Here is a 16,422-nt window from a genome sequence, read left to right as displayed (position 1 = left end):
ATGAAGTGGCTTCCTGAGATCCCGGATCTGATGAGTAAGAAGTCCGCTTTCTTGCTCTTCAATGCCGTATCTCTAGTATTTGTTTGGTGGAAGGGTCAGATCCGGTCGGACTGGCCCTCCATAATTGGTTTGATATTTGCCTTCACGCTCATGAACGCAATTGCGTGGTGGTCAAGTAGAAATTTTCCTCAGTGGGCAAAGCCTGCTGTGAAACAGGATCGTGACGAAGCGCAGCCAGCGCGTAAAACGATCGACACCAGAATTACCAAAGAATAGGAGCAATACCATGGCACGTTACACAGGACCCGTCTGCCGCCTCTGCCGCCGCGACGGCACCAAGCTCTTCCTCAAGGGAGCCAAATGCTTCTCAGAAAAATGCCCCGTCGAGAAGCGCAACTTCCCCCCCGGCCAGCACGGCCAGTCCAAGAAGCAGAAGAAGGTTGTTGGCTACGGTCTGCAGCTTCGCGAGAAGCAGAAGGCCAAGCGCATCTACTTCACGCTCGAGACCCAGTTCCGCGCCTACTACCAGAAGGCCTCGAACCGCACCGGCGTCACCGGCGAACTCCTGCTGCAGCAGCTTGAGACCCGCCTCGACAACGTGTGCTACCGTCTCGGCTTTGCGATGAGCCGCCGTCAGGCCCGCCAGATCGTTCGCCACGGCCACATTCAGGTCAACGGCCGCAAGGTCAACATCCCGTCCTTCCAGTGCAAGGTCGGCGACGAGATCGCGATCCGCGAAGGCTCCAAGTCCCTGGTGGTTCTCGAAGAGTCGAAGAACTTTGCCAGCGGTCAGAATGCAGTTCAGTGGCTCGACATCAACCGCGACAATCTCTCCGGCAAAGTTCTTGCTCTGCCGAAGCGCGAAGATGTCAACCTGCCCGTCAACGAGCAGCTGATCGTCGAACTCTACAGCAAGTAACTTTGCTGTTTACAAAGATTGGGTGCCCCATGTCCGGATTTTCGGACATGGGGTTCTTCTCACAGCAGTACCCACAACTTAACCGCAACCGAACCACCTGCCGGTCCGCAAAATGCATCGCGGCCAGGACGGATAAAGGAGAACCACATGCTTTGGAGAGGATTCCAAAAACCCAAGCGCCTCGCAGTCGACACCGAAACACTCACCGACAAGTACGGCAAGTTTTCCGCGCAGCCCTTTGAGCGCGGCTTCGGTACCACTATCGGCAATGCGCTCCGCCGCACCCTGCTTTCGTCCATCGAAGGCGCTGCCGTCACCGCCGTTCGCATCGAAGGCGTGCTGCACGAGTTCCAGTCGATCACCGGCGTTGTTGAGGACGCGACTGACATTATCCTCAACCTGAAGCAGATTCCTTTCAAGCTCAACGGCGAAGGCCCCAAGGCTCTCTACCTCCGCGCCGACCAGGCCGGTGTTGTCACCTCGGGGTCCATCGAGGCCGACGGCGACGTCGAGATTCTCGACAAGGACGTCTACATCTGCACCATCTCCGAAGGCGGCAAGATCGACATGGAGATGCGCTTAAAGCGCGGCCGTGGCTACATCTCTGCCGACAAGAACTTCGACAGCGATCTCGGTCTCGGCTTCATTCCCGTCGACTCCGTTCACTCGCCCGTCCGCAAGGTCAACTACCTCGTCGAGGCCGCCCGTCTCGGTCAGATCACCGACTACGACAAGCTCACCGTCGAGATCTGGACCAACGGAACCGTCCTTCCCGCAGACGCACTCGGCCTCTCTGCCAAGCTGCTCAAAGACCACATGACCATCTTCATCAACTTCGAAGAAGAGCTCGAAGCCGGTCATGACGGTCTGCACGACGGCCCCGCGCTGCAAAATGACAATCTCAACCGTTCTGTCGAAGAGCTCGAGCTCTCCGTTCGCAGCTACAACTGCCTCAAGAACGCCAACATCATCACCATCGGCGAGCTCATCCAGAAGACCGAAGCCGAGATGCTCAAGACCAAGAACTTTGGCCGCAAGTCCCTGAACGAGATCAAGGAAATCCTCGCTCAAATGGGCCTCTCGCTGGGCATGAAGATCGACGAGCACGGCAACCCGCAGCCCGGACCAACCTCCGTCCTGCCCGCAGCCACCCTCGCCGCCAGCTTCGGCAACTTCGATGACGACGATGAGGACGAAGACGAGGATGATGACTTCGATCTTCCCGCCGAGCCCGAAAACTTCTAACCGTACGATTCACAGCGGAGAGACCACTCAACCCGGTCCCTCCGCATTTCAACCAGCAGTTCCGACTCACGGCTAAAGCCCAGTCGAAGGAGATCAAATGCGCCACCGTAATGCAGGATTCAAATTAGGCCGCAACACCAGCCACCGCCGCGCCATGCTGCGCAACCTCGTCACCTCCATCATCCTGATGGACCGCGTCGAGACCACCATCACCAAGTGCAAAGCCACCCGCCCTCTGGTCGAGAAGATGATTACCCTCGGCAAGCGCGGCGATGTTCACGCCCGTCGTCAGGCTGCTGCCTACCTCATGACTCCTGATGCGGTCGATCGTCTCTTTGCAGTGGTAGCGCCCCGCTACGGAGCCCGCAACGGCGGCTACCTGCGCATCGTGCGCAGCGGACCCCGCAAGGGTGACGCAGCCGAGATGGCATTCATCGAGCTTCTCGGTGCAGAGCATGAGCTGAACGAGAAGGCCCAGAAGCGTGCAGAGGCCCGCACCAAGCGGCGTGAAGAGCTCGCCAAGCAGATGGAAGAGCGCAACCCCGGCGAAGCTCCCGATCCCAACGCTGAGCCCTAAACCTGAGATTAGAGTTGAAGTTGAGGCGCACCCGAAAGGTGCGCCTCAACTTTTTGAAAAGGACGCTCTGTTATCGTTATCCGCCGCAATTCAGTGATTGATACATCGCTGCCTCCCCATGGCACATCCATTACAGTAGGAGTGCAAGTGACAGCGACCAAGCGTATGACTCTTACCGACCGCCAGCTTACCCTCATCGCCCGCGCGCTGGCAGATCCGCGCCGCTACGACATCCTTCAGAAGATCGGCAAATGTAGTGCCTCGTGTGCATGCGGCGATATTCGAAGCGGCCTTCCTATCAGCCCGGCAACGCTCTCGCACCACATGAAAGAGTTGGAGAACGCCGGTCTGGTCGATGTCCGGCGAGAAGGAAAGTTCGTCAACTACACACTGCGCCGCGACGTTCTGCAAGCGTATCTTGACCGGCTCTCCAAAATATAGTGAGGAGATAGCGAGCCAGTAGGCTGCTATCGCGGCAGGTTCAGCCGTTGTACACGACGACGCGATTTTTTCCTGCGCGCTTGGCCGCGTACAGAGCCTCGTCCGCTCTCTCCACCAACTGATAGCCATTGGCCAGAGATTCGTCCATTGCAGCCATCCCGATGCTGATCGTCAGTGGCGCATTCTCCCACTTCTCGATCGCCACTCTCGACATCACGCGCTTGGCCAACCCCAGGGCGCTCTCCTGACCGCTCTCCGGCAGCAGCACGACAAACTCCTCACCGCCATACCGTGCCGGAAGATCGGGTAGTCGCACCGTCGTCTGCAGAATCGTTCCCAGGCGACGCAGTACCTCGTCGCCTGCAGCATGACCCCAGCGGTCGTTCACCTTCTTGAAGTCGTCCACATCGAGCAGCAGAACCGACAGCTCACGGTTCCGGCGCCGTGCCATCGAAAACTCCATCACCAGCCGCTCTTCGAATGCGCGGCGATTCCGCAGTCCCGTCAGCTCATCGGTTACTGCCAGCTTGCGCAGACGGTTGTTGGCCTCTTCCAACTCGCGGTGGTAGCGCTCCAGTTCAGCCTTGTGCGCCACCTCTTCGGAGACGTCGACCGCCACTCCCGCCAGCAGAATATTTCCAGCCGAGTCGTGACAGGGAAACTTGAAGGAACGCAGAGAGCGGATGACGCCATCGGCTCCGCGAACTTGTTCCTCATTCTCGATAATCCGGTCGCCAACCATTACTTCAAGATCGTGGATGCGGCTCGACTTTGTTAGATTGCGCGGCCACAGCTGTTCGTCGGTGCGTCCCAGCCACGCATACTCGCTCACGCCGAATCGTTGAGCAAAGCTGCGGTTATAGAAGAGCAGCCGCCCGGCCGAGTCTTTGATGTAGCTCATAAAAGGGCTGGCGTTCATAAACGCACGAAATAATTCCTCGCTCGCCCTCAGCCCCGCGGCGGCCTCTTCCTTCTCCTTCAAAGCCTGCTCCAGCGCGGTACGCTGCAACAGCAGCTCCAAGCGCGCGCTCACCTGCCTGCCCAGAACCTCCAACGTGTGTCCTTGCTCTTCGCTGAGCAGGCGCGGCACGATGTCAATGACAGAGAGCGTACCTAACAAGTCTCCATCCACCGTCTGAAGAGGTACCCCGGCAAAAAACCTTAAGCCTGGCTCGTTCGTTACTAATGGGTTCGAGGCAAACCGCGGATCGGTGAATGAGTCTGTGACGACCAACAGCCCCGATTGCCGCACTACGTGCGCGCAAAACGCGGCCTCTCGTGGGGTCTCCCGTCGCTTCAGCCAATCGGTCGATCGGAACCATTGGTGCCGCTCATCCAGCAGGGTCACCAGTCCCACCGGTGTCCCGCAGATTGCAGCAGCGAGTTTCACTAGTTCATCGCACTCCTGCTCCGGTTGCGAGTCTAGTAACTCCTGCGTCCAAATCTCTTTGAGACTGGCATTTTCGTTCTCAGCTAGCCGTGTACTCATCTGTCACCGTCAGGTCAACAGTAAGGATATCTGTCACGGCAACCCTGATGCTATAAGCTTTTTCGTAAGCTTACGAGAGTAACCAACGTTAGCGGGTGTTAAAGTTACTTTGGTTTATTTGCCTTGTTCCCACTTTCGCTTATGCGCGCAAAGGGATAAGTCCCACACTGTACTTTTACAATGAAAGTTAACAGTTCAACCCTCGCTTTTTGCTGTCGTTGTCCGGGGGACGAAGACTTCGGAACAATGCCAATAGCTAGACTCACCATCGAGCTGGAGATTCCTCACGCGCAGTCGCTCAAGGACCGTCGCCAAGTCGTTCGATCAATTAAGGATAAGCTTCGACATGGCTTCAACCTCTCGATCGCCGAGCTCGACGATGGGATCGTCTGGAACCGGGCCACGCTGGGAATCGCAGCCATCTCATCCTCCACCAGTTATCTCACTGGCCAGATCCGGCTCATCGACGAGGCCGTGCTGCGTCTGGCCGCTGGCCTGGGAGCTGAAATCATGGATTCTTATGCCGAAATTCTGCCTGAATAAGTGCCAGACTCTCTTTTATCGAGAACGGGCTAGGTCAAACGCTTGAACTTTGATATCCTCAACCGTTCACCCTGTAGAAATATATGCCCGAGCAACGAGCCAGAACGCACCACCGCAGCCGAGTAGCCAACACCTTCTCCGAAGAGATCGGTGCCATGCTGGAAGGCGAGCTTTCCGATCCCCGTATCGCGCCCAGCCACGTCACCGAGGTAGTTCTCGCTCCCGGTGGCAAATCTGCTCGCGTCTTCATCGCGGTCCACGGCAGCGAGCAGGAAGAAGAGTCCACCCTCGAAGCACTCACCTCGGCCCGTGGCTATATTCGTTCGCAGCTTCGTGACCGCATGGGTGTCCGCCACGTCCCTGAACTCAGCTTCGCCATTGACCGCTCTGAAAAGATGACCGGCCGCATGGACGAGCTCTTGAACCGTATGCGTAAACGCGAAAAGAAGGCGACCCCATCTCAACCATGACGCATCCTTTGATCGACGAAGCAACGCATGAGGCCCAGATCGAAGCACTTCTCGAGGCCTTTCGTGCCAATCCACGCTTCATTCTGACCTCGCACTCCCGTCCCGACGGCGATGCTCTTGGTTCGGTGCTCGCTTTAGCCGAGATTCTCGATCAGATGGGCCGTCAGACCGACGTCGTCTTTGCCGACCCGGTTCCGGCCATCTATCGCACGCTGCCCAACGTCGACCGCATCCACCACACACCCTCTGCTGCCGACATTGCTGACCACAGCATCCCAGCCATTCTGTTGGAGTGTGACGGTATCGCCCGTACCGGTCTCCTTGGTCTCGACGAAAACCGGCCCCTCATCAACATCGACCACCACGCCAGCGGCCGTCACTTTGCCGCCGTCAACTGGATCGATGAGCATGCCTGCGCCGTCGGGGCTATGGTCTATCGCATCGCGCTTGCTGCCGGAGCTGAGATCACGCCCAGCATGGCTACGTGTCTTTACACCGCGATCCTCTCCGACACCGGCGGCTTCACCTACGCCAGCACCAACGCGGAGACCTTTGCCGTCGCCCACGATCTTGCCATGCGTGGCGCAAACCCGGCAAAGATCGCTCGCGATGTTTATTTTTCCAACTCCATCAGCAAAATACGCCTGCTTGGTGCGGCCCTTTCCAATCTTCATTGCGAAGGCAACGTCGCCTGGTCGTGGGTCACCAGCAATGACATGATGCTTACCGGTTCCGACGCTGAGGACTGTGAAGGCGTCGTCAACTATCTCATCAGCATCGCCGGTATCGAGTCCGCCGTCTTCCTCCGTGAGCTTCCTGACATTAATGAGTTCCGTCTCAGCATTCGCAGCAAAGGCAAGCTCGATGTTGCCCGGATCGCCGAGTCCTTCGGCGGCGGCGGTCACCGCAGCGCCAGCGGATGTACCATTCGCGGTCCGCTCGATGTAGCTACCGAGCGCATCCTCACACAACTACGCATGGGACTCTGTTAGCCTTGTCTCGATTACCTGACCCAATGAGTGATCTGCAAAAATCTGCCGCGCCCGGCGCATGGAAAGAACGCGCACCCATCGCGTGGCTGTATGGCATCTGGAAGGGCTTCGCCGCCGAGTCGCCCCACGAGTTTCTAGTCCTTTGCATTGTGACGGGTTTTCTCCTGCTCTACGGTCTGGTCCCGCTGATCGGTGGCGACCAGCTCGGCCTCGTCGGCGCAGACGAACCACGCTACGCCCAGATCGCCCGCGAGATGCTCGCGCAACACAACGAGGTCTGCAACCAGCTCCACGCAGACATGGTTCCCCATAGCTTTAATCCCAAGGCTATCGATGACTCCTTCCACTGCCTCATCGGTGGAACCATCACACCCATCCTCTACGGCAAGCCCTGGCTTGAGAAGCCCGCGCTCTACTACTGGCGTGCCATGAGTTTCTTTCGCGAGTTCGGCGTCTCCGACTGGTCGGCCCGGCTGCCGTCGTCTTCAGGAGCCTTCGCTCTTTTCTTTCTGATCTTTCTCCACATGAGGCGATTCCGCCCTGGAGGCCACCTCAACGCCGCACTCATCACAGCCTCGAGCCTCGCTGTCTTCAGCTTTGCTCGCGGGGCTTCCACCGACATGCAGTTAGCAGCGCCCTTCTGTATCGGGATGCTTGGCTGGTACGCCTGGTATGAGACCGGCAAGAAGTTCTGGCTCTTCGACCTCTACTTCTTCGGAGCTGCGGCGACTCTTGCCAAAGGTCCGGTAGCACCCTTTCTGGCCCTTGTTACCATCCTGCTCTTCGCAGGTCTTCGCCGAGAGTGGTCCCTACTGCGCCGCACCATCTGGCTTCCCGGCATTCTTCTCTACATGGTGATGGTGCTTCCGTGGTACATCGCCGTTCAATGGAAGAACCCAACCTTCTATCGCCTCTTCTTCCTCGAACATAATCTCGAGCGCTTCGCCACCAACCGCTATCAACACCATCAGCCCTTCTGGTTCTATCTCGCTGTACTGATCCTCGGCCTGATGCCCTGGACCATCCTCGCCCTTCGCGCTCTGGTCGACTCCATCGACGTCTCCATCGCCGAGTGGAAGGTCCGCCATAATCCTCAGCGCTATCTGGGACACTCGCGTGCCGGTGATGCCTTCCCGGAGTTCCTTGTTCTCTGGGCACTCTTTCCCATCGTCTTCTTCTCCTTCTCCGGATCGAAGCTTCCCGGCTATATTCTTCCCTCCATTCCACCGCTCACCATCCTCACGGCTGATTATCTCCACCGCAACCGTCGCGACGGTCTGCCGAACTGGCTGGTCTGGGCACACGCTGCCGTCTGCGCCATCCTCGTCTTCGTCCTGATCCTTGCCCCCCAGCACATGAAGTACGAGACCCTGGTTCCTTCGGCGCAGTGGCTTTTCATCGCCGGTGGATCGGCTCTTATTGTTGGAGCGGCCGTCTTCCTGATCATCCGCCGCTGGGGTGTGCCGCAACTGGTCAACGCGACTTTTATTCCCATCGTCATTACGCTTGTTTTTCTGCTCGGCTTCCACGGCAAAGATCTCGATCTGAACTACTCTGCCCGGCCTCTGGCCCGCGAGATCCAGCGCCTGGCGCCGAATGAGAATATTCTGGCCGTCTATGAGGTGCGCCGCGATCTGGATTACGGCCTCGCCTTCTACCGCAACATCCCCACCGTCCATTACACCGAAGAAGACTGCGCTGCCAGCGTCCCCGCCCAGGAGCATATTCTTGTGATTCCAACCAAGGACATGGCCGTGCTGAACCAATGCCTCGTCAACCGAGTCTACAAGCCGCTCTTCCTCTATGACACCCAGGGACTTGAGGTCTACAAAGTCTATGCCCGTCAATAAGCTGCTCTCTGTTTCGTATGGATGAAATCGAGACGAGCGTCACCCCCGGCACTCCCCACCCTCGTGAAATTCCTATAAGCTCGACAGAAGCTTAAATGCCTGTCGCTACCCAACTCGAGATTCTCGACCTGCGGCACTTCTCTGCGCGCCAGCTTCGGCCCTTGCTTGAGTCCGAGGCAGAGGTCTGGCAGCAGCGCCTCCGCTGGAACTATCGCGGCTCCACGGAGCTTCTGCTTCAGTATCTTGACTCCCGCATTCTCCCCGGCTTTGTCGCACTCGACCGTGGACGCATCTGCGGCTTTACCTTCTGTGTCTACGAAGGCAACAAGGCAGTCGTTGGCGATGCCTACGCCGTCGCGGCAGATCACCGGCAGGCTCTCCATATCACCCACACCCTGCTGCAGGCTTTGCTTGACCTGCTCCTGCACTCTCCCGGCATCCATCGCATTGAGTCGCAACTGCTCCTCTACGATGCTGGCTCTGTCGACCAGAGCTTCCGTGAGACGGGCTTCACCCTCTACCCGCGCCTCTTCATGGAGTACAACTTCGAGCCCGCCGCCTCTGCCGCACCCTCATCTAACCCGGTCCTTCCGCAAAATATCGAGATGTGTCGATGGTCGCCGGACTACTATCAGGCTGCGGCTGAACTCATCCACGAGGCGTATGCAGGTCACATCGACGCCCGCATCAACGATCAGTACTGCTCGCTCCATGGCTCTCTTCGTTTCTTGCACAACATCGTACGTTTTCCCGGCTGCGGTGTCTTCGACGCCACCAGTTCATGGATACTGCTCGACACTCGCACCGAAGCCCTCATAGGCATGGTGCTCTGCTCGCATGTAGCCGACGACGTTGCCCACATCACCCAGCTTTGCATCGCAAGAAACATGCGCGGCCACCAGCTCGGTCGAACGCTTCTGAAGCACTGCATGGCACAACTCGCACAGTCGAGATTCAATGCCATCACGCTGACCGTCACCGAGGCCAACCATCAGGCCGTCCGGCTCTACGAAGATCTCGGCTTCTTCACCCGCCATCGTTTCGAAGCGATGGTTCTGAACAAAGGCTAAGGAAGTCCCGCTACCCAACCATGCGGGTTCGCCTCCAGGCCAGAAACTTCAGCATTGCCAGATTGAACAGGATGGCGCCGGTGGTATCGAGCAGCACATCGTACGGGCTGCTCACGCGCCCGAACAGAAATGACTGATGCCACTCATCAAGGCTCGCTACCAGAAGCGTGCTCAGCACTGCCAATGCCATTGCCGCGGCACGCAGGTCGCTCCGTGTTCCCATCCATCGACGGCGCAGGCTGGCGTACCATCCTCTGCGAAACAGCAGGCCCAGCGTTCCATAACCAATGAAGTGCCCGATCTTTCGCAGGACGATATTTGCCGTCGCGATCGTCGATCCATCGGAATATCCCCAGACCGACTCGCACAGATCCGTCAGCCATCGACCCGTGTTAGCGCCACGCATCAGCGCCGTGGACTCCACCGAAATCACCACCAATCCAAAAACCGCCGGCAGCCATGCCATCGGCAGCGTAGGCCCGGCCGTTCCCACCTTCGAGGCTTGTGAATCTCTCATTCCATCCATCTCCTGCGGCGGCAACTTCCATAGTGATTGGACGCGCCAAAGCGCTGCACGCTCCAAAGACGACCCCTGTCATACATAAGAAAGGGCTTATCGCGCCTCTTGCCGCTTTAAGCCCTATCCATCATTCTGTTTTGCCTACAGGTTTCTACTCGACATGATAGTTCGGAGCTTCCCGGGTAATGATCACGTCGTGCACATGGCTCTCGCGCAGTCCGGCGTTAGATATCCGGATAAACCGCGCATTTTTCTGGAGGTCCGTAATGGTCGAGCATCCCAGATAACCCATGCCCGACCGCAATCCACCCACTAACTGATAAACCATCGCCTCCAGCGGCCCGCGGTGAGGCACACGCCCTTCGATTCCTTCAGGAACAAACTTCGACAACCGATTTTGCGAGGAACCCTCACGCGCCGTCAGGTCAGGCTTCTCCGTGCTCGCTGCTCCATCGATATCGTCCTTGCCCTGGAAGTACCTCTCGCCCGAACCCTGCGACATCGCTGACAGCGAACCCATCCCGCGATACGCCTTAAACGACCGGCCCTGATACAGAATCGTCTCGCCCGGGCTCTCATCCACCCCGGCAAACAGAGAGCCGATCATCACCACGCTTGCGCCTGCGGCAATTGCCTTCGCCACGTCGCCCGAGTACTTGATCCCACCATCGGCAATCACTGGAACCCCATGCTCGCTAGCGGCACGATATGCCTCCGAGATGGCTGTAATCTGTGGCATGCCCGCGCCCGTCACCATGCGCGTTGTGCAGATCGAGCCCGGTCCAATCCCGACCTTGATTGCATCGGCTCCGGCCTTGATGAGCGCCAGCGCACCCTCGTAGGTGGCGATATTGCCTGCCATCAAATCGACGTCGGGGAACTGCTTCTTCACCGCAGCAACCGCTTCGAGAACGCGCGAAGAGTGTCCGTGTGCGGAGTCAATCGCCAGAGCATCCACGCGAGCCTTTACCAGCTCCGCAGCGCGCTCCAGAAAATCTCCCGTCGCTCCAATCGCACCCGCCACCCGCAGCCTGCCCTGGCTGTCCTTCGACGCATTGGGGTACTTCAGCTTCTTTTGAATGTCCTTGACCGTGATCAGGCCCTTCAGCTCATAGTCGTCGTTGACGACCAACAGCTTCTCCACACGGTGCTGATGCAGGATCTGCTCTGCCTGCTCCAGCGTCGTTCCCACCGGAACCGTAATGAGGTTGTTCTTCGTCATGACCGAATCGATGGTCAGATCGGTGCGCGATACAAAACGCAGGTCACGGTTGGTCAGAATGCCGACCAGTTTCTTGTTCTTCGTCACCGGCACGCCCGAGATCTTGTATCGCCGCATTACCTCCAGCGCTGCAGCAATTGTCTGCTCCGGGTCGATGGTCACCGGATCGACGATCATCCCGCTCTCCGACCGCTTGACCTTGTCGATCTCTCCTGCCTGTTGCTCGATGCTGAGATTGCGGTGTACGACTCCCAGCCCTCCCTGCTGCGCCATGGCAATGGCCAGACGCGACTCGGTTACCGTATCCATTGCCGCGGAGACCAGCGGTGTATTCAGAACGATGTTCCTGGTCAGTTGCGTCTGTGTGCTTACCTGGGTCGGGATGATGTCGCTATAGGCCGGAACGAGGAGAACGTCATCGAAGGTGAGGGCTTCAGGAATCGGGGAAATAATCATGTTTTTTATGTTTCTCGGCAGATAAGCCAGAGTGAGAGCTGCGCCTAAAAACCAAAGGATTACCCTAGATTGTAGAGTCGCCCACCCGGCAGAGCAAATCTTCGCCCTTTTGGGGGTAGTGGGGTCAGGTTAAATCTACAGATTCGAATAGCCCAGAAATCGAGACCTTTGGGTTATGAGCCCAACGAGCGGAGTGAGCGGGACGCAAACAGTTGATTTCCCGAACTGATTGCCAAGCGATATTGCCGCCTGCGGACGAATAAAGTAGCATACGGAGCGCGACAAAAATGGGCAGACGAAGACGCCTAAGCACATATCAAGTAAAAACTTAGGCCCGATACTCGCGTGATTGCCGGCGGTTTAGGAGACCGATGAGATGCAAAGAAGAGAATTCCTTGCCTATGCAGGCCTGGCAATGAGCACAGTGGCCGTCCTTCCTACATTTGCGCAACCTACACAGCCTTTAGGGTCAATTATGCCAAATAAGAAATCAGGTTTTGCTCCGGTCAATGGTTTGCAGATGTATTACGAGATTCATGGCGATGGGGAACCGCTGGTGCTGTTGCACGGTGGAGTTCAAGCGAGTGAGGCATTCGGTCCCAATCTGCCCGCGCTTGCCAAATCGAGGCAGGTGATTGCCGTGCACCTGCAGGGGCACGGGCACACGAAAGATATCGACCGGCCTCTTCGGTTTGAATCCATGGCCGACGATATCGCTGCACTCATCGCGTATCTGAAACTCGGGAAAACGGATCTTCTGGGTTATTCATTGGGTGGCGGCGTTGCCCTGCAGACGGTGATTCGACACCCGGCATCGGTAAAACGGCTGATTGTGGTATCGGCGTCCATGGCGCAAGACGCCTCATACCCGGAGGTGAATGCAGCATTTGACCAGATGGGCCTGCATGCTGCGCAGATCGCGCAGAATATTAAAGGATCGCCGCTCGGCAAGCTCTATCCAGAGGTGAACTGGGAGAGTCTGCTTCGCAAGATCGGCGAGATGGAATCACAAAATTTCGACTGGTCGGCGCAGGTAAAACAGATTCAATCGCCTACAGAACTCATCTTTGCTGATGCTGATTCCATTCGTCCTGAGCATATCGTGGTGTTCTATGAAGCTCTCGGTGGGGGCAAGCGCGATGCAGGACTGGACGGTTCTCTACGTTCGGTAGCCCGGCTCGGTATCGTGCCGGGAGCGACACACTACAACATCCTCTCCACAATAATGGTTGCAGAGATGGTCCAGCCCTTTCTCGCTCAGGCCATATAGCTCCAGCCCGCTAATTCGCCGACGGCCGCTCGACATGGTCGATCACGTAATACACCACCGGCCCTTTCTCGGCCACTAACTTTAGACCAAGCTGCTCTTTCAAGGCGTCAAAGATCGACGGACGATCCAGTAACCCGTTTGGAAGCTTCTCTTGCGAGACATTGGGCGGTAGCACCGGGGCAAACGACAGGGTGAAATCGTAGCTCTGGGTCAGCCCGGTCCTGTCGATCACCGGCCGCTCATCTTGGTGGAGCACCCGACCCAGCCACCAGCAGAAGTACTCCATATTGACCCTCTTGCCGACTGTGACGTCATCCTCGTTGTCATTCATTGGGATGGAAAAATCCTGCGGACTCTCGTCGACCTTCAACTTCGACCCTGATTTGTCCACCATCAGCGCATAAACCGGGCCTTCCTTGATCTCTTTGTGGAACTTCAGGTTGAACCGGTCGGCCAGCAGATTCTGAAACATCACATGCAGATCGTCAATGTTGGATGCATGGTCAGACTTGGCCTGGACATCGTAGCCATCCGTAGCAAGCCACTCCGGCGCGCCCTTGATCTGGCGCATAGGCACCTTGTACATCAGGCTGATCATCAGCTTGACCGGAACGTTCTGCGCCGAATACCCGTTGCCTCCCGGCATCGCCTTGATATACCCGTTACGCACGTTCGGATCAGAGCGCCTGATCGCCGCCACGTCGAAGGTCCGGTCCGGCCTGTCTTGAGGTTTGTCCTGGCCACAGGCGAAAAACATGCTCATCAGGCCAACGATCACAGCCAAAAGGTACGAACCGCGCATAATCCGTCCAGTTCTGAAGAACTTCATAAGAGAGGCCCATCCAAGCATTGAAATCCCTATACAGGAGATGTATCATCAAACAGAACGCTTTTGTTCCGTTGTTCGAACAGCCGTGAGCGCACCGGCAAATTGACGGAAGAGATGAGTGGGTGAGAACCCACTTTTTATTTGCTTTAAAAACGGCCCTGAGAAGAACGCTATGTCGTTGAAACTGGATACAATTCGAGCCGCCGCACAGCGTGTCGCCGCGTCGCACAACCTCGACATCGTCGATATCGAGTTTCAGGGCGGCGGCAAGTTCCGCACGCTCCGCATCTTTGTCGAAAAGAACGCGGAGGAGCGTGCCCGGTTGGCTGAGACGGCGAATCCCGACGAATTGCCCAAGGGGGTTCCGGTGGAGATGCTCTCAGGGGTAACCCACGAGGATTGTGCCCAGTTCGCCCAGGACTTCGGCACCGTGCTCGACGTCGAAGACCTCATTCTCGGCGCCGAGTACACGCTCGAAGTCTCTTCTCCGGGGCTCGAGCGCAAACTGTATGGGGCAGGGGACTTCACCCGGTTTCAAGGCAGTCTGGTGAAGATTCAGACATTTACGCCGATCAATAACAATCGGCAATGGCAGGGCAGGCTGGTCAAATTCGCCGACAATACGGCGACCGTCGACCTCTCCGCCATGAAGCAAAAGGGCAAGGCAAAGAAGGCCGTAACCGAGCAAACCGTCGATATTCCCTTGGCGAATATCGAAAAGGCAAACCTGGTCGCGGAGATCTAAGTACCCGCATCAAAGTAACGATAAGCAACAGAAGGCCCTGCAGTATGGGCAGTGAAGGACAAGTGACCGATGGCAAGTGCTTTGTATCAATCCATTGAGATTTTAAGCCGGGACAAGGGAATTGAGCCCGAGGTCGTCGTAGGCGCGGTTGAAGACGCCATCGCCCTCGCGACCCGCAAGTACTACAGGACGCAGGAGAACATGCGCGCCGAGATGGACCGCGACACCGGCGAGATCCGCGCCTATGTCTACAAGACCGTCGTCGAGACTCCGGAGCAGGTCGAAGACGAGGTCAACCAGATGACGCTCGAGCAGGCCCGTGAACTCGCGCCCGAGGTCGAGGTTGGCGGCGAACTCCGCTTCTACAAAGACACGACTCCGCTCGGCCGCATCGCCGCGCAGATGGCCAAGCAGGTCATCTTCCAGAAGGTCCGCGAAGCCGAGCGCGACACCGTCTTCAACGAGTACAACCATCGCGCCGGCGAGGTCCTCAACGCCACCGTGAAGCGTCTCGAGCCCATGGACATCATCTTCGATCTGGGCAAGGCCGAAGCCCGCATGCCCAAGCGCGAGCAGTCGCGTCTCGAGCAGTTCGCCGTCGGCGAGCGCGTTCGCGTTGTCCTCCTTCGCGTCGACCGTGCCGCCAAGGGGCCGCAGGTCATCGTCTCCCGCGCCGCTCCGGCGCTGGTGCAGAACCTCTTTCAGTCCGAGGTTCCCGAGATCTACGACGGCACGGTCAGCATCAAGGCTATCGCCCGCGAGGCAGGCGAGCGCACCAAGATCGCCGTCATGAGCCGCGACAAAGACGTCGACCCAGTCGGCGCCTGCGTCGGCATGAAGGGAATGCGCGTGCAGTCGATCATCCGCGAGCTGCGCGGCGAGAAGATCGACATCATCGAGTTCTCGGATGAGATCACTACCTTCGCCGAGAAGGCCTTGCAGCCCGCTAAGGTCAGCCGCGTCTCTATCACCGATCTCGGCGAGAAGCAGATCGAGGTCATCGTCGATGACACTCAGCTCTCGCTCGCCATCGGCAAGAAGGGCCAGAACGTTCGTCTTGCCGCCAAGCTGCTGCAGTGGAAGATCGACATCAAGAGTGAAGAGGAGAAGCGTCAGGAGGTCGAGCAGCAGATGCAGGCCATGTCCGGCGGCCCGACCACGGCCATCGAGCAGGTCACAGAGCTTGGCGAAGCCGTCCTCGAGAAGCTGATCGCCGCTGGCATCACCACGGTAGAAGCACTGGCCGACATGACCCCCGAGCAGCTCGAAGAGGTGCCTGGAATTGGCGAAAAGACCGTAGAAAAGATCTCCGTGGCTGTCCGTCACTACTTCGGCCAGTACGAAGAGGGCGAGGAGCGGCCTGCCGGTCAAGCTCCCGTAGCTGCCGAAGCTGCATCTGAAAACGAAGAAGCGGAGGCAGAGACTATGACCAGGACTCCAGAGGCAATTCTGGCGGAAGCAGCCGAGACCGGCACTGCTGAAGAGGTGGACGATACCTCTTCGGAAGAGATTGCCGAAGCCGAAGATGAGGCAAGCGACGCATTCAGCGATGCGGACGCTCGCGAAGAGCAGATTGAGTCAGACAACGACAGTGTGGATTCTCTGGTGAACGACAGCCAGGAGTTCTCTGACGAAGGTATCGATAGCGATGGATCAGACCGTGGCTAGCCGTATCAGCCATGCAACGCATTCTTCGCTGAATCGCCCCAAAGGCATTTCAGCGATAATACTTACAACCAAAGATTCCTACCTCAATGAGGCTGATATGAACAGCTAAGGGCGCA

17 protein-coding genes are annotated in these 16,422 nt (G+C 57.7%); 13 read left to right on the top strand and 4 right to left on the bottom strand.

What is annotated here, in order from left to right:
- The 5 genes from IEW09_RS11670 (at position 1) to IEW09_RS11650 (ending at position 3,182) form a co-directional block, all read left to right on the top strand.
- Positions 1-276: a hypothetical protein gene (locus tag IEW09_RS11670; protein ID WP_188554288.1), complete on the top strand. Its 276-nt coding sequence runs from the start codon at positions 1-3 to the stop codon at positions 274-276.
- A gap of 10 nt (positions 277-286) precedes the next feature.
- Positions 287-919 (top strand): 30S ribosomal protein S4, encoded by a 633-nt coding sequence (rpsD, locus tag IEW09_RS11665; RefSeq protein WP_188554287.1) that lies wholly within the window; start codon positions 287-289, stop codon positions 917-919.
- Positions 920-1,066: 147 nt separating this feature from the next.
- Positions 1,067-2,164, top strand: a complete 1,098-nt coding sequence (locus IEW09_RS11660; protein ID WP_188554286.1) for a DNA-directed RNA polymerase subunit alpha — start codon at positions 1,067-1,069, stop codon at positions 2,162-2,164.
- Positions 2,165-2,261: 97 nt separating this feature from the next.
- Entirely contained in the window at positions 2,262-2,741 is a 480-nt protein-coding gene (gene rplQ / locus IEW09_RS11655) for a 50S ribosomal protein L17 (RefSeq protein WP_188554285.1), read from the top strand.
- Between the two features lie 147 nt (positions 2,742-2,888).
- On the top strand, positions 2,889-3,182 hold the full coding sequence (locus IEW09_RS11650; protein WP_229739253.1) for an ArsR/SmtB family transcription factor: 294 nt from the start codon (positions 2,889-2,891) through the stop codon (positions 3,180-3,182).
- A 40-nt stretch (positions 3,183-3,222) separates the two neighbouring features.
- On the opposite strand, the gene IEW09_RS11645 is transcribed toward IEW09_RS11650, so the two are convergent.
- Positions 3,223-4,671: a sensor domain-containing diguanylate cyclase gene (locus tag IEW09_RS11645; protein ID WP_188554284.1), complete on the bottom strand. Its 1,449-nt coding sequence runs from the start codon at positions 4,669-4,671 to the stop codon at positions 3,223-3,225.
- 246 nt (positions 4,672-4,917) lie between these two features.
- Between IEW09_RS11645 and IEW09_RS11640 the strand changes: the two genes are divergently transcribed.
- The 5 genes from IEW09_RS11640 to IEW09_RS11620 all read left to right on the top strand — a co-directional run bounded on the left by IEW09_RS11640 (position 4,918) and on the right by IEW09_RS11620 (position 9,596).
- Positions 4,918-5,214, top strand: a complete 297-nt coding sequence (locus tag IEW09_RS11640) for a DUF503 domain-containing protein (RefSeq protein ID WP_188554283.1) — start codon at positions 4,918-4,920, stop codon at positions 5,212-5,214.
- 83 nt (positions 5,215-5,297) lie between these two features.
- Positions 5,298-5,684 (top strand): 30S ribosome-binding factor RbfA, encoded by a 387-nt coding sequence (gene rbfA / locus IEW09_RS11635; protein WP_188554282.1) that lies wholly within the window; start codon positions 5,298-5,300, stop codon positions 5,682-5,684.
- Positions 5,681-6,676 (top strand): DHH family phosphoesterase, encoded by a 996-nt coding sequence (locus tag IEW09_RS11630; protein ID WP_188554281.1) that lies wholly within the window; start codon positions 5,681-5,683, stop codon positions 6,674-6,676. The genes rbfA and IEW09_RS11630 overlap by 4 nt, the downstream gene beginning before the upstream one ends.
- Positions 6,677-6,699: 23 nt before the next feature.
- Positions 6,700-8,526: an ArnT family glycosyltransferase gene (locus IEW09_RS11625; RefSeq protein WP_188554280.1), complete on the top strand. Its 1,827-nt coding sequence runs from the start codon at positions 6,700-6,702 to the stop codon at positions 8,524-8,526.
- Between the two features lie 95 nt (positions 8,527-8,621).
- A complete protein-coding gene (locus IEW09_RS11620; RefSeq protein ID WP_188554279.1) occupies positions 8,622-9,596 on the top strand; it encodes a GNAT family N-acetyltransferase in 975 nt (324 codons plus the stop codon).
- Positions 9,597-9,606: 10 nt separating this feature from the next.
- Here the strand turns inward: IEW09_RS11620 and IEW09_RS11615 are convergent, their stop codons facing one another.
- Together IEW09_RS11615 and guaB are read right to left on the bottom strand one after the other, a co-directional pair.
- On the bottom strand, positions 9,607-10,113 hold the full coding sequence (locus tag IEW09_RS11615; protein ID WP_188554278.1) for a VanZ family protein: 507 nt from the start codon (positions 10,111-10,113) through the stop codon (positions 9,607-9,609).
- A gap of 154 nt (positions 10,114-10,267) precedes the next feature.
- Positions 10,268-11,794, bottom strand: coding sequence for an IMP dehydrogenase (guaB, locus tag IEW09_RS11610; protein WP_188554277.1), 1,527 nt, complete (start codon positions 11,792-11,794; stop codon positions 10,268-10,270).
- Between the two features lie 376 nt (positions 11,795-12,170).
- Between guaB and IEW09_RS11605 the strand changes: the two genes are divergently transcribed.
- Positions 12,171-13,064 carry an alpha/beta fold hydrolase gene (locus IEW09_RS11605; RefSeq protein WP_229739252.1) on the top strand — a complete coding sequence of 298 codons (894 nt, stop codon included), beginning with the start codon at positions 12,171-12,173 and terminating at the stop codon, positions 13,062-13,064.
- Positions 13,065-13,074: 10 nt separating this feature from the next.
- On the opposite strand, the gene IEW09_RS11600 is transcribed toward IEW09_RS11605, so the two are convergent.
- On the bottom strand, positions 13,075-13,893 hold the full coding sequence (locus IEW09_RS11600) for a TIGR03435 family protein (protein ID WP_229739251.1): 819 nt from the start codon (positions 13,891-13,893) through the stop codon (positions 13,075-13,077).
- 172 nt (positions 13,894-14,065) lie between these two features.
- Here IEW09_RS11600 and rimP point away from each other — a divergent pair, with 172 nt between their 5' ends.
- Together rimP and nusA are read left to right on the top strand one after the other, a co-directional pair.
- Positions 14,066-14,638, top strand: a complete 573-nt coding sequence (gene rimP, locus IEW09_RS11595; RefSeq protein ID WP_188554276.1) for a ribosome maturation factor RimP — start codon at positions 14,066-14,068, stop codon at positions 14,636-14,638.
- Positions 14,639-14,707: 69 nt separating this feature from the next.
- A complete protein-coding gene (gene nusA, locus IEW09_RS11590; protein ID WP_188554275.1) occupies positions 14,708-16,306 on the top strand; it encodes a transcription termination factor NusA in 1,599 nt (532 codons plus the stop codon).
- Positions 16,307-16,422 lie beyond the last annotated feature (116 nt).

Origin of the sequence: Edaphobacter dinghuensis (assembly GCF_014640335.1) — a bacterium.
GTDB classification, from domain to species: Bacteria; Acidobacteriota; Terriglobia; order Terriglobales; family Acidobacteriaceae; genus Edaphobacter; species Edaphobacter dinghuensis.
This window is presented reverse-complemented; position numbering and strand designations above follow the sequence as displayed.